Annotated in this window: 19 protein-coding genes and 2 pseudogenes; 13 read left to right on the forward strand and 8 right to left on the reverse strand. The window is 72.9% G+C overall.

Annotation, left to right across the window (positions count from 1 at the left end; genetic code table 11):
* The first annotated feature begins 21 nt into the window (after window positions 1-21).
* The 6 genes and pseudogenes from ACIP37_RS21400 to ACIP37_RS21425 all read left to right on the forward strand — a co-directional run.
* Entirely contained in the window at window positions 22-666 is a 645-nt protein-coding gene (locus tag ACIP37_RS21400; RefSeq protein ID WP_363618977.1) for a CatB-related O-acetyltransferase, read from the forward strand.
* Window positions 667-764: 98 nt separating this feature from the next.
* Window positions 765-1,196: an SRPBCC family protein gene (locus ACIP37_RS21405; protein WP_363618976.1), complete on the forward strand. Its 432-nt coding sequence runs from the start codon at window positions 765-767 to the stop codon at window positions 1,194-1,196.
* 225 nt (window positions 1,197-1,421) lie between these two features.
* A complete protein-coding gene (locus ACIP37_RS21410; RefSeq protein ID WP_363630273.1) occupies window positions 1,422-1,643 on the forward strand; it encodes a DUF397 domain-containing protein in 222 nt (73 codons plus the stop codon).
* 124 nt (window positions 1,644-1,767) lie between these two features.
* Window positions 1,768-2,049, forward strand: coding sequence for a hypothetical protein (locus tag ACIP37_RS21415; protein ID WP_363630275.1), 282 nt, complete (start codon window positions 1,768-1,770; stop codon window positions 2,047-2,049).
* Between the two features lie 42 nt (window positions 2,050-2,091).
* Window positions 2,092-2,214, forward strand: a pseudogene (locus ACIP37_RS21420) (DUF6879 family protein); the annotation flags it as partial.
* 28 nt (window positions 2,215-2,242) lie between these two features.
* Window positions 2,243-2,842: pseudogene (locus tag ACIP37_RS21425) on the forward strand (Scr1 family TA system antitoxin-like transcriptional regulator); the annotation flags it as partial.
* A gap of 291 nt (window positions 2,843-3,133) precedes the next feature.
* Here ACIP37_RS21425 and ACIP37_RS21430 read toward each other — a convergent pair.
* A complete protein-coding gene (locus ACIP37_RS21430) occupies window positions 3,134-3,568 on the reverse strand; it encodes a hypothetical protein (RefSeq protein WP_363630306.1) in 435 nt (144 codons plus the stop codon).
* A 170-nt stretch (window positions 3,569-3,738) separates the two neighbouring features.
* On the opposite strand from ACIP37_RS21430, the gene ACIP37_RS21435 reads away from it, so the two are divergent.
* Both ACIP37_RS21435 and ACIP37_RS21440 read left to right on the forward strand, forming a co-directional pair.
* The gene (locus ACIP37_RS21435) at window positions 3,739-4,998 is read left to right on the forward strand and encodes an alpha/beta hydrolase (RefSeq protein WP_400334363.1); all 1,260 of its coding nucleotides are present in this window, start codon (window positions 3,739-3,741) and stop codon (window positions 4,996-4,998) included.
* A gap of 461 nt (window positions 4,999-5,459) precedes the next feature.
* Window positions 5,460-5,582 carry a hypothetical protein gene (locus ACIP37_RS21440; RefSeq protein WP_363584169.1) on the forward strand — a complete coding sequence of 41 codons (123 nt, stop codon included), beginning with the start codon at window positions 5,460-5,462 and terminating at the stop codon, window positions 5,580-5,582.
* A 172-nt stretch (window positions 5,583-5,754) separates the two neighbouring features.
* On the opposite strand, the gene ACIP37_RS21445 is transcribed toward ACIP37_RS21440, so the two are convergent.
* Together ACIP37_RS21445 and ACIP37_RS21450 are read right to left on the reverse strand one after the other, a co-directional pair.
* The gene (locus ACIP37_RS21445; protein ID WP_363584171.1) at window positions 5,755-6,309 is read right to left on the reverse strand and encodes a hypothetical protein; all 555 of its coding nucleotides are present in this window, start codon (window positions 6,307-6,309) and stop codon (window positions 5,755-5,757) included.
* Window positions 6,310-6,464: 155 nt separating this feature from the next.
* Window positions 6,465-7,352, reverse strand: a complete 888-nt coding sequence (locus tag ACIP37_RS21450; protein WP_400810828.1) for a LysR family transcriptional regulator — start codon at window positions 7,350-7,352, stop codon at window positions 6,465-6,467.
* A 79-nt stretch (window positions 7,353-7,431) separates the two neighbouring features.
* Between ACIP37_RS21450 and ACIP37_RS21455 the strand changes: the two genes are divergently transcribed.
* Window positions 7,432-8,247 (forward strand): hypothetical protein, encoded by an 816-nt coding sequence (locus tag ACIP37_RS21455; protein ID WP_400810816.1) that lies wholly within the window; start codon window positions 7,432-7,434, stop codon window positions 8,245-8,247.
* Entirely contained in the window at window positions 8,244-8,885 is a 642-nt protein-coding gene (locus ACIP37_RS21460; protein ID WP_400810817.1) for an HD domain-containing protein, read from the forward strand. Before ACIP37_RS21455 ends, ACIP37_RS21460 begins: the two co-directional genes overlap by 4 nt.
* Window positions 8,886-8,929: 44 nt before the next feature.
* Here the strand turns inward: ACIP37_RS21460 and ACIP37_RS21465 are convergent, their stop codons facing one another.
* Window positions 8,930-9,469, reverse strand: coding sequence for a GNAT family N-acetyltransferase (locus ACIP37_RS21465; protein WP_363584179.1), 540 nt, complete (start codon window positions 9,467-9,469; stop codon window positions 8,930-8,932).
* 101 nt (window positions 9,470-9,570) lie between these two features.
* Between ACIP37_RS21465 and ACIP37_RS21470 the strand changes: the two genes are divergently transcribed.
* Window positions 9,571-10,911 carry a sensor histidine kinase gene (locus ACIP37_RS21470; RefSeq protein WP_400810818.1) on the forward strand — a complete coding sequence of 447 codons (1,341 nt, stop codon included), beginning with the start codon at window positions 9,571-9,573 and terminating at the stop codon, window positions 10,909-10,911.
* Window positions 10,912-10,914: 3 nt separating this feature from the next.
* Here the strand turns inward: ACIP37_RS21470 and coaE are convergent, their stop codons facing one another.
* Both coaE and ACIP37_RS21480 read right to left on the reverse strand, forming a co-directional pair.
* Entirely contained in the window at window positions 10,915-11,517 is a 603-nt protein-coding gene (gene coaE, locus ACIP37_RS21475; protein ID WP_400334352.1) for a dephospho-CoA kinase, read from the reverse strand.
* A gap of 88 nt (window positions 11,518-11,605) precedes the next feature.
* A complete protein-coding gene (locus ACIP37_RS21480; protein ID WP_363584185.1) occupies window positions 11,606-12,247 on the reverse strand; it encodes an MBL fold metallo-hydrolase in 642 nt (213 codons plus the stop codon).
* A gap of 62 nt (window positions 12,248-12,309) precedes the next feature.
* Between ACIP37_RS21480 and ACIP37_RS21485 the strand changes: the two genes are divergently transcribed.
* Window positions 12,310-12,735, forward strand: a complete 426-nt coding sequence (locus tag ACIP37_RS21485) for a MarR family transcriptional regulator (protein ID WP_363584187.1) — start codon at window positions 12,310-12,312, stop codon at window positions 12,733-12,735.
* On the opposite strand, the gene ACIP37_RS21490 is transcribed toward ACIP37_RS21485, so the two are convergent.
* Entirely contained in the window at window positions 12,715-14,931 is a 2,217-nt protein-coding gene (locus tag ACIP37_RS21490) for an MMPL family transporter (RefSeq protein WP_400810821.1), read from the reverse strand. The two genes, ACIP37_RS21485 and ACIP37_RS21490, sit on opposite strands and share 21 nt — an antisense overlap.
* 247 nt (window positions 14,932-15,178) lie before the next feature.
* Complete coding sequence (gene rpsA, locus ACIP37_RS21495; RefSeq protein WP_063347134.1) at window positions 15,179-16,669, reverse strand: 30S ribosomal protein S1; 1,491 nt, start codon at window positions 16,667-16,669, stop codon at window positions 15,179-15,181.
* 414 nt (window positions 16,670-17,083) lie between these two features.
* Between rpsA and ACIP37_RS21500 the strand changes: the two genes are divergently transcribed.
* Entirely contained in the window at window positions 17,084-17,938 is an 855-nt protein-coding gene (locus tag ACIP37_RS21500) for a class I SAM-dependent methyltransferase (RefSeq protein ID WP_363584190.1), read from the forward strand.
* Window positions 17,939-17,948 lie beyond the last annotated feature (10 nt).

Raw genomic sequence — 17,948 nt, forward strand, 5'->3', positions numbered from 1 at the left:
ACGAGCCGGAGTCGTGTCGCCATGAGTTCCGTTCCGCCCGATCCCTCGACGCTGCACCCGATGGCCGGACAGCCGCGCGTGGTGCTCCTCAAGCCACTGGTGACGTCCCCGCTGATCGACGTCGGCGACTACTCCTACTACGACGACCCGGACGACGCGACCGCCTTCGAGACGCGCAACGTGCTCTACCACTACGGCCCGGAGCGGCTGGTGATCGGGAAGTTCTGCGCGCTGGGTACGGGGGTCCGGTTCCTCATGAACGGGGCGAACCACCGCATGGACGGCCCCTCGACCTTCCCGTTCCCCATCATGGGCGGAAGCTGGGCCGAGCACTTCGACCTGATCACCGGCCTCGCCGGCCGGGGGGACACCGTGGTCGGCAACGACGTCTGGATCGGCTACGGCGCCATGGTGATGCCCGGGGTGCGCATCGGCCACGGCGCGATCGTCGCCTCCGGCGCCGTCGTCGTCGACGACGTCCCCGACTACGGGATCGTCGGCGGCAACCCGGCCAAGCTCATCCGCACCCGCTACAGCGGGCCGGACATCGCCCGCCTGCTCGCCCTCGCCTGGTGGGACTGGCCGACCGAGCACCTCACCCGGCACCTGCGCACCGTCATGTCCGGCACCGTCGACGACCTCGAAGCGGCCGCGCCGGGCAGGTGACGCCCCGGAGCCGACCGCCAGGCCCCCTGGCGCCTGCCGCGCGGCGGCCCGAGGATGGTGCCCGTCCGTACGGAGGCACGCGAAAGGCGGCAACGACGATGGCAGGCACGAAGGTCAGCACGGTGGTGGAGGCTCCGGCCGAGCGGGTGTGGGAGCTGCTCGGGGACTTCCACAACCTCGGCGGCTGGCACCCGAACCTGCCGGCCAGCAGCCTCGGCAACGAGCTGACGGGCAACGCGATCGGGTCGGTCCGGGTGTTCGAGATCGACGGCGTGGCACTGCACGAGACGCTGCTCGCCTACGACGAGGAGGCCCGCAGCTACACCTACAGCTTCCCCGAAGGGGCATTCGAGCTGTACGGCTACCGGGCGACGCTGCGGGTCACCCCGGTCACCGCGCTCGACGCCAGCTTCGTCGAGTGGGGCGCCACGTACGACGTCGACGCCGAGCACCGCAAGGACTCCGCCGACCGCCTCCACGGGGTGTTCGCGGCCGGCCTGGCGGCACTGCGCGAGCGCTTCGCCGCCTGACGGCGGCGGGCGGCCCTCCCGTACGACGGACCGCACTCCCGTACGGCGGGCCGCCTACCGCCCCATCGCCACGTAGAGCGTGACTGGCGACCAGCCCGGCAGCGACTGGGTTGAGGGCCCGGACCAAGTCGACGTCTGTCGAGCGGCGTTCGGCGAGATCACGGCAACCGCCGTGTCTCTGGACCAGTCGCTCAACCTCATCACACAGAGGAGAGACACGCTCAAGTGACCCACTTCCCTGTCGCCTCCGCACTCCCCGTGCAGTGGAAGAAGTCAAGCGCCAGCAGCCCGAACGACAACTGCGTCGAAGTAGCCGACGGCGTCACCGGCATCGTCCCGGTCCGCGACAGCAAGGACCCCCACGGCCCGGCCCTCGGCTTCGGCCCCGAGGCCCGGCGGGCATTCGTCGCGGGCGTTCGGTCCAACGGCTTCCCGACAGCTCTCTAACCTCCGCTGTCCTGGGCGGCCCCGCGCCGAGCACGGGGCCGCCCCCCGGCTTGACGGCCGCACCCGGTCCACGTCACCGCGCTAAGTGCAGGGACTCGCAACCGACTTCACGGAAGGGGCAGTCATGGCACTACGTTTCACCGGGATCGACCCGGACACCCCCAACGGCGGATCTCCGACGGTGTGGCTCGAAGACGAGAAAGCGGAGATCGTCGTCCAGGGATGGCTCCCGGACGCGGACACCCTCCGCACCATCAGCGAGACCGAGTGGGTACCTGATCACCCCATCGGCGTCCCCGACCATGAGGGCGTCGTCCGTATCCCCGTCCGGATGATCCCGGCCTTGCGGAAGGTGTGCGATGACGCAGAACGTGCCGGACTTTGGCGCACTGCTGAGGAGCGCTGAGCGTTCGGCGGTCCACCTGGAGATGCGGGACTCCTATGGTTCACCGGCGACGGCGACTGGGCCGGCCACCACTTCAACGAGGACCCGGCCACGGTGAAGATGGTCTCCGCCTCCTTCGAGGCGGTTTGGGAGCGCGCTGTCCCGCACGCGCAGTACACCGTCTGAATCACCACCGGCACCGGGTAGTTCGCACATGTCGTCGTCCCCGTACTCCAGCGTTGTCGAGGCCCGCAAGGCGCTCGACAACCGGCTGATCGAGATCCGCAGGGACGCCGGGCTGACTGGCGACGAGTTGTCTGCCCGGTGCGGGTGGCATCCTGCCAAGACCAGCCGGATCCAGAGTGGCAAGTCCGCTCCGTCCGAGGACGATCTCCGCGCCTGGTGCGCTGCCTGCAATGCCGAGAACCAGATCCCCGACCTCATCGCCACGGCCCGCGCCGTCGAGTCGATGTACACCGAGTGGCGTCGCATGGAGCGCACCGGGTTGCGGGCCGCACAGGAGTCCGTCGCCGCGCTCTACCAGCGCACCAGGCTCTTCCGCGTGTACGCAAGCCGGGTCATTCCCGGCATGGCACAAACGCCCGAGTACACGGCTGCCGTACTGCGCTCGATCCAACGCGATCGTGTCCCCATCGATGACGTCGAGGAGGCCGTGGAGGCGCGACTGGAGCGTCAACGCATGCTGTTCTCCGGCCGCCAGCGGTTCGGGCTGCTGGTCGAGGAATACGTTCTCCACACCGCCGTGTGCAGTAGCGAGACCATGTCGGCTCAGCTCGGCCATCTGGTCACCGCCGCCTCCACCCCGACGGATCATGGGCGGTGCTGGAGAGTCGGAACGACGGCACCGCGCACGCCTTCCAGGGCGGCCCGCGCGCCTCTGGTCCGAGCTGGAGGCCGCAGCCTCGACATGGCTGTCCAACGGGCGCCCAGGGCTGGAACGTTACGGGCTCACGGTGACCCCGGAGACGAACACGGTCTGGCTGGACGACCCCGGCAACACCGTCGGCACTCTCGGCGAGTGATCACCACCCCGGCCCTCGGACCTCCGTTCGGCAGTCCCTGGCCACGAAGCCGTCCACCCCGTCTAGCGGAGCATCACGTACCCCCAGCAGAGCAGCGACAGCGCCCCCATGGCCCGGCCGAGCGCGACCGCCACCCGGCCGCACTCGGCGCCGCGCGCCCGCTGGAAGGCGGCGATCAGCGCGGTGATCGCCGCGGCCGGCAGGAGCAGCGCGAACAGGAGCCAGGCCCAACCACCGAACGTCGCCACCATCAAGGCGCACAGGATCGCCAGCGGCACCCACACGGCCGCGACGGTGAACCCGGCAGCCGCACAGGCGACCCGGAACGGGTTCCGCCGGCGGTAGAAGACCGGCACGGCGCACACGGCGGCGCTGAGCAGCCCGACCAGCTGCGGGACGTACGGCCAGGTGGCGCCGAGCGCCACCACCAGCGTCAGCGGCAGTAGGAAAACGGCTGCCGCCAACGCGGCCAGCAGGCGCGCGCTTGTCGGCACCACCACCATGACTCCCCCTAGCAGCAAACCTGAACGCGTTCAAATGTAGCGCCCCCGGCCGCGCGCCCGTCAACCGGGGCCTACGCGGGCCACCGACGGTACCTCCCAACCGCCTCCCAGCGACCTGCCAGCCTCTCATCGACTTCTCATCCGGCGCCCCTAGCCTCCGCCAGATGAACGTCTCCCTGCTCGGCGGCTGGTTCCCCTGGACCGTCCAGGCCGTGGCCCTCGCCCTGTTCCTGGCGGCCCTCGGCTGGCGGGACCGGACCTGGCGGCTGAAGTGGGGCCCGATCGCCCTCGGGACGGCGCTGCTGCTCACCGCCCTCGCCGCCGTCGGGGTGCTCACGCTCGCCGGGATCACCGATCCGATCCCGTTCGGGGTGTGGCTGTGGGGCGGGGTCGCGGTCGCGGCGGTCAGCGCGCTCGGGTTCGGCTGGCGCGGCGCCCGCTGGTGGCGCCGGGCGCTGGCGCCGCCGGCCGCGCTGCTCGCCCTGTTCTGCGCCGCCAACAGCGTGAACATCGCCACCGGGTACTACCCGACCCTCGACGACGCGATCGGCGAACTGGGCGGGCAGCCGCTGCCGGAGCAGATCACGCTCGCCGAACTCGGCTCCCTGCACGGGAAGACGAGGACCGGCCGCATCGTCCAGGTGGACATCCCCAGCACGGCCAGCGGCTTCACCCACCGCCAGGAGCTCGTCTACCTGCCGCCCGCGTGGTTCCGCAGCCAGAACCGGCCGAAGCTGCCGGCGCTGGAGCTGATCGGCGGCGAGTTCGCCGCACCCGACAACTGGATCCGCTCCGGCAACGCGGTGAAGACCGCGGACGACTTCGCCGCCAAGCACAACGGCTTCGCGCCGATCCTCGTCTTCGTCGACGCGACCGGCGGCTTCCGGATCGACACCGAGTGCGTCGACGGCCCGCACGGCAACTCCGAGAGCCATCTGCTCAAGGACGTCCCGCCGTTCGTCCAGAAGACCTTCAACGCCGCCACCGACCCGCACAGGTGGGGCGTGGCCGGCTGGTCCATGGGCGGCACCTGCGCCGTCGACCTCACCGTCGAACACCCCGACGTCTTCACCCACTTCGGCGACTTCTCCGGCGACAAGGGCCCCGCCACCGGCGACAAGGACCACACCGTCCAGGAGCTGTACGGCGGCGACGCGACCGCCTGGGCCGCCCACGACCCGCTGACCGTCCTCGCCCACCACCCCAAGTACCAGGGCGTCTCCGGCTACTTCGGGCAGGGCGACGAGGAGCACGGCCAGATCGAGTCCGCCAAGGCCCTCAACGACGCCGCTCGGAAGGACGGCATCCGCACCACCACCGCCGTCGGCTCCGGCAAGCACACCTGGCAGACCGGGGCCGCCACCTTCGCCCAGGCCCTCCCCTGGCTCGCCCAGCAGCTCGGCGTCCCCGGCACCCACGCCTGATCCGCCACCGGTCCGGTCCGGGGCCGGGAGCGTGCCGGGGCGTGCCGAGCCAGGCCCGTCACCCGGAGGGAGGGCGGCGGATCCGGTCGGGGGAAAGCCTTGGCATCGGCCGTCCGCCGCGACCGGCCGCGGGCCCGCACGGGCGGGCGGGCCGGGGCTGCGGCCGACCGGCGAACCCCCGCCCGGCAGGGGGAATCCGCGACCGCGCGCCGTCCCGCCGACCGGTCGGGCGCCGAAGGCCCGCCATACCTTCCGACACGCCCGCACACACCTTCACCACCAACGCCCCCGCAACGGCCGGGTAAGGCGGCCTACCCGCCGGTATCCCGCTTTGCTCCCGGCGGCCCGGTGGCATAAGTTTCGACCGCCGTCGACGCAGCCGAGCCCGACCGCCCCTCGGAACAGAGGAGCGCAGCGGGCCGGCGGCCGGGCGGCAGAACGTACGGGGGAAGGGAACAGCCATGCCGAGTGCCCGCATCCGCGAGGCGACCGGGCAGCGGGAACGGGCGGACGGCGCCGCGCACACGCGGCCCGGCACCACCGCGGGCCCGGCCCCGGCCAGCTCGGCCCGCTCGGGCCGCTGACCCGGCGCCGCGCCCCGACCACCACCACAGAACCACCACAGACGGCCCCGCGCACCGCCGAGGCGGCGCCCGGGGCGGACGGCAGGTCGGCCCGTCCGGCACAGGGGACCGGACGGACCGACCGCCGCACCAGCACGAAGGCCGAAGGCCGAAGGGCCGGAGCGGCAGAGGGTCAGAGGCCGAGGCTGCTGAGCGCGGTGGTCCAGTCGGTCACGATGGCGCTGCGGGCGTCGTCGAGGCCGACCTTGCCCTTGCAGACCGCGTTCTTCAGCTTGGTCTCGACGCCGTCCTTGCCTGTCGCGGTCTGGTCGCCGTAACGGGGCTCGGGCCAGAGGTTGCGCGGGTCGCGCGGGGCGCCGCCGAGCTCCAGCGGGACGAAGTGGTCCTCCTCGTAGTCGGACAGGTTGGTGTCCGCGTAGCCGTACTGCGCGATCTGCTGCGCCTTCAGCGCGTTGGTGTAGCTGGTCGGCGGGCGGACGGTGGAGGTCCAGCCGGAGACGCAGATGGTCTGGCCGATGGTGGCCTGGGTGACGTCCGGGTTGTAGGCGCCCGGAGTGCAGGACGGGTCGGGCAGCGGCAGGTAGGCCTGCGAACAACTCGCGGCGAGCGGACGGATCTTGACGGGCGAGCCCTTGGCGGGGGCGGCCTGCGCGGTGCCGGCCGCGAGCCCGGCGGCGGCGAGGACGGCCGCCGCGGCGACGACGGTGAGACGCTGACGGAGCATCATGTGGGGGATCTCCTGGGCCTTGCCCGGCCTCGCGCCGGGCGACTGTGCCCATGACAGCACCACCAATGCGACCACCGTCAGTCCCAGGACGTGAACGCCCGGTGATCGCGCCTCCACAAACACCGCGGGCGCCCGGCGCGATCCGGGGAGCGGGCTCAGGGTGTGCCCGACAGCAACCGCGCCAGCAGCGCGGCCGGCCCCTCCGGCAGGCTGCCGTGCACCAGTTCGGTGCGGTGCACCAGCCGCGGGACGGCGATCGGCGCGGACGCGACGCCGGGCGCCCCGGCGAGGACGGACGCCGGGAGCAGGCTGAGCCCGTGCCCGGTGGCGACCAGGGCGAGCAGCCCGTGCACGTCGGTGCCCCGGTAGCGGGTGGCGGGGCGGAAGCCGTCGACGCCGGCGGCGGCGCGCAGCCGGGCGGCGGTCGGGGTGAGGTCGGGGGCGTCGAGCCAGCGGGCGGCGGAGAGGTCGGCGAGCGCGACGCCGGTGCGGCCCGCCAGAGGGTGGCCGACCGGGAGAGCGACGGCGACGGGCTGCTCGTCGACGGCGACGGTGGTGAGCGGGCCGACGTCGGGCAGCGGCAGCGGGTCGCTGGGGGCGGCGAGGCCGTCGATCAGGGCGAGGTCGACCTCGCCGGTGGCGACCTGGGCGGGCAGCGCGTCCTGGGCGAGGACCCGGACGACGAGGTCGGCCGCCGGGTGGGCCCGGCGCACCTCGCCGAGTGCGCGCCCCAGGGTCGCTCCGACTGCCAGCGGGGTGGCACCGAGCACCAGCCGGGCACTCGGGGCACCGGCCAGGCGTGCGACGTCGGCACGCGCCGCCTCCAGCCGGACCAGCAGGGGCGCCGCGTGCTCCAGCAGCCGCAGGCCGGCCTCGGTCGGGCCGACCGGACGGCGACTGAGCAGGCCGGTCCCGAGGTCGGCCTCCAGGGCGGCGATCTGCTGGGAGACCGCGGACTGGGTGTAGCCGAGTTCCCGCGCGGCCTCGGAGAAGGAGCCGAGGCGGGTGACGGTGACGAAGGTGCGCAGCTGCTGCGGATCCACGGCAGTCATCAACTCTTCTGATCGAGAGGTAAGAAATCATCGTTGGCGCTGATCTCGGGTGCGGGGTCAGGATAGTCCCATGACCTACCTCACCCCGCGGATCGCCCTGGTCGGCGACCGCTCCCCCGCCGTCCGCTCGCACGCCCGCATCCCCGGCCTGCTCGACGCCCTCGCCGAGCGCGAGCAGCTCGTCCTGGACGCCTACTGGATCCCCACCGAGGACGCCGGGGCGCCCGGCGCCCTGGACGGCTTCGACGCAGTCTGGCTGCTCCCCGGCAGCCCCTACCGCAGCGAGGCGGGCGCGCTGGCCGCCGTCCGGACGGCCCGCGAGCGCGGCATCCCCTTCCTCGGCACCTGCGCCGGGTTCCAGCACGCGGTGCTGGAGTACGCCCGCAACGTCTGCGGCCTCGACGGGGCCGTCCACGGCGAGGAGCACCCGGAGCGGGACGAGCAGGTGATCGTGCCGCTGGCCTGCTCCCTGGTCGGCCACGAGGGGGCGGTCGCGATCACCCCCGGCACGCTCGCCGAGCGTGTCCTCGGCACCACCCGCACCCTGGAGCGCTACCACTGCGCGTACGGCCTCAACGCCGACTACCTGGACCAACTGCGCGCGCACGGGCTGCGGTTCAGCGGCGCGGACGGCGCGGGCGAGGTGCGCGTCCTGGAACTGCCGGACCACCCGTTCTTCCTCGCCTCGCTCTTCCAGCCGGAGCTGTCCGGCGACGGCACCCGGGCGCACGCCATGATCCGCGCGCTGGCCGGCGCCGCCGTCGCCCACGCGGCGGGCTCGCCGACCGCGACCGACCCGACCCCTGCCGACCGAACCGCCGCCGTACCGACCGCCACCGTCCCGGGCACCGACCCGAGCACCACCACCCTGGAGGCCACCGCATGACCGCCACCGAGATCGCCGGGGTGCGGATCCCCGACAGCCGCCTCGCCGCCGAGGCCACCGAGCTGGTCCGGGACGCCACCACCGAGCTGCTGTACCACCACTCCCGCCGGGTCTACCTGTTCGGCGCCCTCCAGGGCCGCCGCCGGGGGCTCGACTTCGATCCCGAACTCCTGTACCTGGCCGCGATGTTCCACGATCTCGGCCTGGGCCCCGAGCACCACGCCTCCGGTCGGCGCTTCGAGGTGGACAGCGCCGAGGCCGCCGCCGCGTTCCTGCGCGGGCACGGGGTGGACGAGCGGCGGGTGCGCCTGGTGTGGGAGGCGATCGCCCTGCACACCACGCCCGGCATCCCGGAGTTCCTGGAGCCGGAGATCGCGCTGACCACCGCCGGCGTGGAGCTGGACGTACTCGGCATCGGGTACGCGGACCTCGCCGCCGCCGACCGGGACGCCGTGGTCGCCGCCCATCCGCGCCCGGACTTCAAGCGCGGCATCCTGCGCGCCTTCCACGACGGCGTCGCGCCCAAGCCGGAGACCGCCTTCGGCAACGTCAAGGCGGACGTCCTCGCCCACTTCGACCCGGACTTCGAGCGGACCGACTTCGTCGCCGTGATCGAGAACTCCGCCTGGCCGGAGTGACCCCGCCCAGAACCCGCCCCCGCCCCCCATCCCCACAGGGCACGTCACATCGGCAGCGAGCGCAACCGCACCGGCCCCTCCGGCCACCCGGCGCCCTCCGCCAACGGCGCCCACATGGTGCGCAGCGGCATCACCGCCAACCGCCCCTCGGGCTGCTCCACCGTCACCTCCTCCGCGACCTCGCGGAATCCGAGCCCCCGGTAGAACGTGGCCAGCGGCGGGCGGCAGAACAGCAGCGCGTGGCGGTGGCCGAGGGTGCGGGCGTGGCCGAGGGCGGCCCGGACCACGGCCCGCGCGAGGCCGGCGCCGCGCCGGTCGGGGGCGACGGCGACGCCGCCGACGCCGATCGCCGCCAGGTCGGTGCCGCCGACGGTGAGCGGGAGCGGCACCAGGCCGGTGTGCGCGACGAGCCGGCCGTCGGCGGCCCGGATGCCGAAGTGGATGTCCTTGGGCAGCCAGGTCAGTCCGGTGTAGGCGACGCCGTACGGGTCGTCGCCGGGGCCGAGGATCTCGTCATGGTCGGCGCGGGTGTACTGCGGCAGCCGGACGACGGTCGGCGGCTCGGGAGAGAAACGATCATCCATCCGACCATGATCCCTTCCCGGGAAGGCGAATTCCAGGCTGTTCCCGGCCACTGCGGCCCGCTCGCCACCCCGGGCCGGACGGGGTGTGCGAGCATGCCCCCATGCGCCAGCCCACCCAGCAGCGGCCCCGACTCCGGCGCCCCACCGGCCGGTTGGACCCCACCCGTCACCAGCACCACCCGTCCACCGACCAGCCCGACGCCGCCCACCAAGCCGACGCCGCCCACCAGCCCCACGCCACCCACCACGCCGGCGCGGCCCACCGGACCCACCCCGCCGACCAGTTGGACTCCGCCCTCGCCGCGGTACCGCTGCCGGGCCCGCCGCTGCGCCTGCCCGGCCCGATCGTCGCGCTCGGGCCGACCGTCCTGGTGCTGCTGGTGCTCGTCCCGCTCGCCGCGGGCGACCCCGACATCGGACCGACCACCTCGGCACCGGTCAACGCGGGCCTGGTGGCGGCCGGCGCGCTCGCCCTCGCCGCCCGCCTGCGGTACCCGGCGGCCGTCGCCGCCGTCACCCTGCTGGGCGGCCAACTCCCGCTCGCCGTCGCCCTCTACGGGCTGGCCACGCGGCGCGGCGCCACCCGGGTGCCGGCCGTCCTGGCCGTGCTGGCCGGGGTGCGCCTGCTCCTCCCCATGGACCTCGGGGACGTCAGCAGCCTCTCCGCCCTCGCCAACCTGGCCGAGGACCCGCTGGTCTTCGGCGCCGTCCCGCTCGCCCTCGGCCTCACCGCCCACCATCGCGCCCGCGCCGTCGCCGCGCTCGCCGAACGCAACCGGCTGCTGGAGGCGGCCCGCCGGTACGCCGAGGAGCGCGCCGCCGCCGCCGAACGAGCCCGGCTCGCCCGGGAGATGCACGACGTGGTCTCCAACCGCGTCTCCCTCATCACCCTGCACGCCGGCGCCTGCCAGGTCGCGGCCGCCGACGACCCGACCGCCGTCCGGGAGACCCTCGGCCTGATCCGCACTCTCGGCCTCCAGGCCCTCACCGAGCTGCGCGGCCTGCTCGGCGTCCTCACCCCGGCCTCCGACCAGGGCCCCTCACTGCACGGACTGCCCGCCCTGGTCGAGGAGTCCCGCCAGGCCGGACTCGCCGTCGACCTCACCCTCACCGGCCCCGCCGAAGGACTGCCCGCACCCGGACCGGCCGTGCAGTACGCCACCTACCGGATCGTCCAGGAAGCCCTGACCAACGCCCACAAGCACGCCCCGGCCGCCGAGGTCGCCGTCACCGTCGAGGTCCACCCGGACGGGCTGCGCCTCGACATCGTCAACTCCCCCGCCACGGCGGCCGACCCGGACGGACTCCGGCTGCCCTCCGGCGGCCACGGCCTGGACGGCATGCGCACCCGCGCCGACGATCTCGGCGGCACCCTGCACGCCGGCCCCACCACCGAGGGCGGCTTCGCCGTCCGGGCCCGTCTGCCGCTGACCGCCGCCTGAACCTCAGGCAGCGGCGGCGCGCTTCACCAGCTCCGCCCACACCTCGTCGACCCGCGCCGCGAGCGCCTCCAGCGGCCCGCCGTTGTCGATCACCACGTCGGCGATCGCCAGCCGGTCCGCCCGCGAGGCCTGCGCGGCCATCCGGGCCCGGGCCTCGTCCTCGGCCATCCCGCGCAGCCGCACCAGCCGCTCCACCCGCACGTCGTCGGCCGCGTCGACCACCACGACCAGGTCGTACAGCGGGGCGAGGCCGTTCTCCGCGAGCAGCGGCACGTCGTGCACCACCACCGCGTCCGGCGCGGCCGCGGCCTCCAGTTCGGCGGACCGGGCGCGCACCAGCGGGTGGACGATCGCGTTCAGCGCCTGGAGCCGCGCCGGGTCGGCGAACACGATCGCGCCGAGGGCCGGGCGGTCGAGCGCGCCGTCCTCGCGCAGCACCTGCGGCCCGAACTCGGCGGCCACGGCCGCCAGACCGTCCGTCCCGGGCGCGACCACCTCGCGGGCGATCACGTCGGAGTCCACGATCACCGCGCCGTGGGCGGCGAAGAGCCGGGACACCTCGCTCTTGCCGGCGCCGATGCCACCCGTCAGTCCGATCTTCAGCATGGCGTCAGGCTACCGGCGCCCGGACCGCCGGGACCAGCGGCCGACCATCGCGCAACCAGCACCGGTCCGGCCCCGCCTCCCGGCACCGTCAGCCCAGCTCCAGGCTCTCGCCCTCGCCGAGCACGGTCAGCTCCGCGCCCGTGCCCGGCCCGTCCGGCCCGAGCAGCCGGGTGGCGATCATGTGCCCGATCGGGCTCAGCGTCGCCTCGTGCACCGGCACCGCCACCCGCGGGGCGGCCTCCCGGACGTAGTCGACGACCTCACCGGCCTTGCTCCACGGCGCCGCGAGCGGCAGCAGCAGGGTGTCCACCGAGTGCGGCGGCACGGTGAAGGCGTCGCCGGGGTGGAACAGCCGGCCGTCGAAGAGGAAGCCGATGTTCTTCACCCGCGGGATGTCCCGGTGGATGACCGCGTGCCACTCGCCGTGCACGCTCACCCCGACCCCGCCGACCTCGAAGGCGTCGCCCTCGCCGACCACGGCGACGCGCTGCGCCACGCCGTCCAGTTGGGCGGCGACCGCGCTGTTGGTCCACACCCGAAGGGCCGGGTCGGCCTCCAGGGCGGCGCGCAGCCGGGCCTCCTCGAAGTGGTCCATGTGCTCGTGGGTGATCAGGACGGCGTCGGCCCCGGTCAGCGCGGCGGGGTCGGTGAACGCCCCGGGGTCGACGACGACGGTCGTCCCGTCGTGCTCCAGGCGTACGCAGGCGTGTCCGAACTTGGTGATCCTCATGCGGCAGACCATACAGCATGACTGTACAGTTTTGCTGTGGAGACTCCCGGTAGGCTTCTCCCATGAACAGTCCGGCTCCCGAAACCCTCGAACTCGCCGCCGAGCTGCGCGCCGCCATCGGCGACCTGGTCCGCTCCCTGCGCCCGGACGACGAGCTGCCGCAGAACCAGGCCGGCGTCCTCGGCGTCCTCGTCCGCGACGAACGCGCCTGCACCGTCGCCGAACTCGCCGAGCACCAGCGCGTCCGCCACCAGTCGATGGCCCGCACCGTCGCCCTGCTGACCGAGGCCGGGCTCGTCACCCAGCAGCCTCACCCCACCGACGGCCGGAAACTGCTGGTCACTGCGACCGGAGCGGGCCGCGCCGCCCTGCTGGAGCAGCGCGCCCGCCGGGAGCAGCGGATCGCCACCGCCATCGAGGCCCGCCTCACCCCGGAGGAGCGGCTGACCCTGAGGGCGGGCGTCGACCTACTGCGCCGACTGCGCTGAACCCACCAGGTCCCTGGCCTCCGGCCGCGGAGCCGGAACGGCCGTCGCGCCGACGGTCGGCAGTTCGACGTGCTCGCTCAGCCCGAAGCGCCGGTGCAGGCGCCGCAGCGGGGCGGGCGCCCACCAGTTGAACTCGCCGAACAGGCTCATCGCGGCGGGCACCAGCAGGCAGCGCACCAGGGTGGCGTCCACCGCGACGGCGACGGCCAGCGCGATGCCCATCTGCTTGACCATGAGCATGTCCCCGAGGGCGAACCCGGCGAACACGATCACCATCAGCAGCGCCGCCGAGGTGATGATCCGGCCACTGCGCTGGACCCCGAGCTCCACCGCCCTGGTACAGCTGTGCCCCTTGTCCCGCAGTTCCTTGATCCGGGCGAGCAGGAACACCTCGTAGTCCATGGACAGCCCGAACGCGAAGGCGAAGACCAGCACCGGGATGAAGGTCTCCAGCCCGCCGGTGGGGCTGAAGCCGAGCAGCCCGCTGAAGTACCCGTCCTGGAACACCAGGGTGAGCGCGCCGAGCGAGGCGCCCAGCGACAGCAGGTTCATCAGCAGCGCCTTGACCGGCATCACCACCGAGCCGGTCATCAGGAAGAGCAGCACCAACGTGCCGACCGCGACCAGTCCGAGTGCCCAGGGGCCCCGCGACATCAGCTCGTCCTTGAAGTCGACGACCGAGGCCGCGCCGCCGGTGACGTAGGTCTTCAGCCCGCCGCGGTCGGCCCGCAGCTCCTGGACGACCTGCTTGGCCTGGTGGCCCTGCGGGTCGCCGTGGACGAGCACGTCGACGGTGGACACCGAGTCGCTCACCGGGGTCACCGCCCGCACCCCGGCGACCCCGGGCAACTTGGCGACGACGTCGTCCGCGTACGCCTGGGCGACGGGCGCGCCGCCCTCTACGACGACGGTGATCGGCGCGGCCGCGGCCTGCGGGAAGCGCTGGTCGACGGCGTCGGCGACCTGCCGCCCGGCCGAGGAGGCGGGCAGCACGGCGGCGCCGGAGTTGCGCATGTCGGCGTGCAGGAAGGGCGCGCCGGCGGCCATCAACAGGGCGACGCAGGCGAGCGCGACCGGCACCGCCCGCTTGCCGACCCGGCGGACGGTCCGGCTGAAGAAGCCCTCGTCGGGGACGGGCGCGGCGGGCGCCTTGATCCGGGAGCCGGCGAAGCCGAGCAGCGCGGGGATCAGGGTCAGCGCGGCGGCGACCGCGATCACCACCACGCTCACCCCGGCGGCGGCGACCGCGCCGAGCACCGGGCTGGTGAAGACGAACAGGCCGGAGAGCGCGACGGCGACGGTGAGGCCGGAGAAGGCGACGGTGCGCCCGGCGGTCGCGGCGGTGCGTTCGACGGCGGCGGCGATGCCCGCGCCGTGCCCGCGTTCCTCCCGGAAGCGGTTCACCATGAGCAGCGCGTAGTCGATCGAGAGCCCGAGCCCGAGCACGGTGGCGATCGGCAGCACGCTGGTGTCGATGTCCATGATCCGGCTGAAACCGAACATGGCCAGCAGCGCGCCGCCCACCGAGGCGACCGCGCCGATCACCGGCAGGCTGGCCGCGGCGAGGCCGCCGAAGACCAGCACCATGACGATCAGGGTGAGCGGCAGCGTCACCATCTCGCCGAAGCGGGTGTCCTGTTCGGTCTGCTTCTTGACCTCGTCCTGGAGCACCAGGTCCCCGCCGACGGTGACGTGGGCGCCGGCCTCGCCGTTCAGCGCGGCGAGGCGCTGAGTGACGGCGTCGGTCTGGGCGGAGGTGCTGGTGTCGGCCATCCGTACGGTGACCAGGCTCGCGGTGCCGTCGGCGGAGCGCAGTGCGGCGGGCGCCGGGCCGGTGCCGTAGGCGTCGAGCGCGGAGGAGACGCCGGGGAGGGCGGCGAGGTCGGCGGTGGCCTTGGTGACGGCGGCCCGTACGGCCGGGTCGTCGACCGGCTTCCCGTCCACGACGGCGGTGACGGTGCCGCGGGCCGGGTCGGTCGCGGCGACCACCGCGTTGCCCCGGTCGGCTTCGGCGGTGGCGGAGGAGGCACCGGCCACCGTTCCTTCGAAGACCCGGCCGCCGATCAGCACGCCCACGACCAGGACGACGGCCCAGAGGCCGAGCACCCAGCGGCGGTGGCGGAAGCAGAACCGGCCGAGGGCGGCGAGCCGCCCGGGGACCGCGGGGTCGCCGGCAGCGGTGGGAGCGTTGCGCATCAAGGAGGCCTTTCGGGCAGCTCCCCTCAATGTAGGTGCAACCCGATGTTCGACCTATAGACGGACAATGAGCCACATCTCACAAAATTCCTTCACATAAACCACAAATAAGTGAAGGCGAAAAACGAAAGAACGTGAAGTAAAAGACCCCGGCCAAAGGCGGAAAACGAAATGGGCCCCACCCGGATTTCTCCGGGTGGGGCCCATCGTTCAGCTATGCGCCAGGCACTGGCAGCGGGTCAGAGCTTCAGCTCTGGCCGCCCGCCAGCTTCTCGCGCAGGGCCGCCAGGGCCTCGTCCGAGGCGAGAGCGCCGGAGCCCTCGTCGCTGCTGGACGAGTAGGAGCCACCGGCAGCGGCGGCGACGGCGTCGCCACCCTCGGCAGCGGCCTCGGCGTCGGCCTCACGGCTCTTGATGACCTGGGCCTGGTGCTGCTCGAAGCGGGACTGCGCCTCGGCGTACTGGCGCTCCCACTCCTCACGCTGCTTCTCGAAGCCGGCCAGCCAGTCGTTCGCCTCGGGGTCGAAGCCCTCCGGGTAGATGTAGTTGCCCTGGTCGTCGTACGAGGCGGCCATGCCGTACAGGGTCGGGTCGAACTCGACCTCGGCCGGGTTGGCACCCAGCGCCTCGTTGGCCTGCTTGAGCGACAGGCTGATGCGGCGACGCTCGAGGTCGATGTCGATGACCTTGACGAAGATCTCGTCGCCGACCTGGACGACCTGCTCCGGGATCTCCACGTGGCGCTCGGCCAGCTCGGAGATGTGGACCAGACCCTCGATGCCCTCGTCCACGCGGACGAACGCACCGAACGGAACCAGCTTGGTGACCTTACCCGGAACGACCTGGCCGATCTGGTGGGTACGGGCGAACTGCTGCCACGGGTCCTCCTGGGTCGCCTTCAGCGACAGGGAGACGCGCTCGCGGTCCATGTCAACGTCGAGAACCTCGACGGTGACCTCCTGGCCGACCTCGACAACCTCGGACGGGTGGTCGATGTGCTTCCAGGACAGCTCGGAGACGTGCACCAGGCCGTCGACGCCACCCAGGTCCACGAAGGCACCGAAGTTGACGATCGAGGAGACGACGCCGGAGCGCACCTGGCCCTTCTGCAGGGTGGTGAGGAAGGTCTGGCGGACCTCGCTCTGGGTCTGCTCCAGCCAGGCACGGCGGGACAGGACCACGTTGTTGCGGTTCTTGTCCAGCTCGATGATCTTGGCCTCGAGCTCCTTGCCCACGTAGGGCTGGAGGTCGCGGACGCGGCGCATCTCGACGAGCGAGGCCGGCAGGAAGCCACGGAGGCCGATGTCGAGGATGAGACCACCCTTGACGACCTCGATGACGGTACCGGTGACGATGCCGTCCTCTTCCTTGATCTTCTCGATCGTGCCCCAGGCACGCTCGTACTGAGCGCGCTTCTTGGACAGGATGAGACGACCCTCCTTGTCCTCCTTCTGGAGAACCAGGGCCTCGATGTTGTCACCGACGGCGACGACCTCGTGCGGGTCGACGTCGTGCTTGATCGAGAGCTCGCGGGACGGGATGACGCCCTCGGTCTTGTAACCGATGTCGAGGAGGACCTCGTCACGGTCGACCTTCACGATGACGCCCTCGACGATGTCGCCATCGTTGAAGTACTTGATGGTCTCGTCGATGGCGGCGAGGAACGCCTCGGCGTCGCCGATGTCGTTGACCGCGACCTGCGGGGTGGTGCTGAGGGAGGAGTCGGTGGGGCTCGTCATTAGGAAAAGGGCTCCGGTACGGACATGAAAGTCGTAGGTAATGCCACGCGGAGGGCCCGTATCGCTCCCACCGAAAGCCGGACAGCCAAGAACACGGCGCACCGGCATTCCCGCACAGCGAGAAATCCGGCGTCCGTCTTGCGACCGTGGGGTCTTCGACAGATGCGAGCGCGACCTGCTCCGTCTGAGGCGCGCAGGCCCGCAGCGCAACTTGTAGCATACGGGGACGGCCAGGCACGGTCAACGCCAAGAGCGGCAAGACGGTGGAGCCCGGTGTGGATCAGGCCATATCCTCCGATTGCGCACCTTGCGGTGGCGCCCGAAGGGGGCCCTTCCCCGGATGCCACCACCAGGATCGGGTCCTTGACGGGCCCGGTCTCGGCAGCGGCGCTTCCGCACTCCACACCCTACGCGATGGGCATTATCACCGTGGCCACCACCCCCCAGTCCGACCTGCATGATCTTGACGGCGACGGCGACGACGCGGTACGGCGCGCGGCCGGCACCGGGGAGAGCAGCCGGGCCAGCCGGCACTGGTGGGACCGCAACGCCGACGAGTACCAGGACGAGCACGGGGAGTTCCTCGGCGACGACCGCTTCACCTGGTGCCCCGAAGGCCTCGACGAGGCCGACGCCCACCTCCTCGGCGAGGTCGCGGACAAGGACGTGCTGGAGATCGGCGCCGGCGCCGCCCAGTGCTCGCGCTGGCTGGCCGGCCGCGGCGCCCGCCCCGTCGCCCTGGACATCTCCCACCGCCAACTCCAGCACTCCCGCCGGATCGACCTCGGCCGCGGCGCCACCCCCGTCGCCGTCGTCCAGGCCGACGCCGCTGTCCTGCCCTTCGCCGACGCCTCCTTCGACCTCGCCTGCTCCGCCTACGGCGCCGTCCCGTTCAGCGCCGACACCGCCGCCCTGATGCGCGAGGTGCACCGGGTGCTGCGCCCCGGCGGCCGCTGGGTGTTCTCCGTCACCCACCCGATCCGCTGGGCCTTCCCCGACGAGCCCGGCGTCGAGGGCCTCACCGCCGCCTCCTCCTACTTCGACCGCACCCCCTACGTCGAGGAGGACGAGCACGGCCGTGCCAGCTACGTCGAGCACCACCGCACCATCGGCGACCGGGTCCGCGAACTCGTCGGCGCCGGCTTCCGGTTGACCGACCTGGTCGAGCCCGAGTGGCCGGTCGGCCTGGAGCAGGAGTGGGGCGGCTGGTCCCCGCTGCGCGGGCGGCTGATCCCCGGCACCGCGATCTTCGTCGCCGAGCGGGGCTGACGCCTTGCCG

The sequence above is a fragment of the Kitasatospora sp. NPDC088861 genome, from assembly GCF_044750105.1.
In the GTDB taxonomy this organism is placed as follows: domain Bacteria; phylum Actinomycetota; class Actinomycetes; order Streptomycetales; family Streptomycetaceae; genus Kitasatospora.

What these genes read in the sequence shown, in the direction of transcription:
- rpsA (WP_063347134.1), bottom strand. Translation starts at nt 16,669, where the DNA reads ATGACGAGCCCCACCGACTCCTCCCTCAGCACCACCCCGCAGGTCGCG.
- ACIP37_RS21435 (WP_400334363.1), top strand. Translation starts at nt 3,739, where the DNA reads ATGAACGTCTCCCTGCTCGGCGGCTGGTTCCCCTGGACCGTCCAGGCC.
- ACIP37_RS21470 (WP_400810818.1), top strand. Translation starts at nt 9,571, where the DNA reads ATGCGCCAGCCCACCCAGCAGCGGCCCCGACTCCGGCGCCCCACCGGC.
- ACIP37_RS21400 (WP_363618977.1), top strand. Translation starts at nt 22, where the DNA reads ATGAGTTCCGTTCCGCCCGATCCCTCGACGCTGCACCCGATGGCCGGA.
- ACIP37_RS21455 (WP_400810816.1), top strand. Translation starts at nt 7,432, where the DNA reads ATGACCTACCTCACCCCGCGGATCGCCCTGGTCGGCGACCGCTCCCCC.
- ACIP37_RS21490 (WP_400810821.1), bottom strand. Translation starts at nt 14,931, where the DNA reads ATGCGCAACGCTCCCACCGCTGCCGGCGACCCCGCGGTCCCCGGGCGG.
- ACIP37_RS21465 (WP_363584179.1), bottom strand. Translation starts at nt 9,469, where the DNA reads ATGGATGATCGTTTCTCTCCCGAGCCGCCGACCGTCGTCCGGCTGCCG.
- ACIP37_RS21480 (WP_363584185.1), bottom strand. Translation starts at nt 12,247, where the DNA reads ATGAGGATCACCAAGTTCGGACACGCCTGCGTACGCCTGGAGCACGAC.
- ACIP37_RS21500 (WP_363584190.1), top strand. Translation starts at nt 17,084, where the DNA reads ATGGGCATTATCACCGTGGCCACCACCCCCCAGTCCGACCTGCATGAT.
- ACIP37_RS21440 (WP_363584169.1), top strand. Translation starts at nt 5,460, where the DNA reads ATGCCGAGTGCCCGCATCCGCGAGGCGACCGGGCAGCGGGAACGGGCG.
- ACIP37_RS21445 (WP_363584171.1), bottom strand. Translation starts at nt 6,309, where the DNA reads ATGATGCTCCGTCAGCGTCTCACCGTCGTCGCCGCGGCGGCCGTCCTC.
- ACIP37_RS21415 (WP_363630275.1), top strand. Translation starts at nt 1,768, where the DNA reads ATGGCACTACGTTTCACCGGGATCGACCCGGACACCCCCAACGGCGGA.
- coaE (WP_400334352.1), bottom strand. Translation starts at nt 11,517, where the DNA reads ATGCTGAAGATCGGACTGACGGGTGGCATCGGCGCCGGCAAGAGCGAG.
- ACIP37_RS21405 (WP_363618976.1), top strand. Translation starts at nt 765, where the DNA reads ATGGCAGGCACGAAGGTCAGCACGGTGGTGGAGGCTCCGGCCGAGCGG.
- ACIP37_RS21460 (WP_400810817.1), top strand. Translation starts at nt 8,244, where the DNA reads ATGACCGCCACCGAGATCGCCGGGGTGCGGATCCCCGACAGCCGCCTC.
- ACIP37_RS21485 (WP_363584187.1), top strand. Translation starts at nt 12,310, where the DNA reads ATGAACAGTCCGGCTCCCGAAACCCTCGAACTCGCCGCCGAGCTGCGC.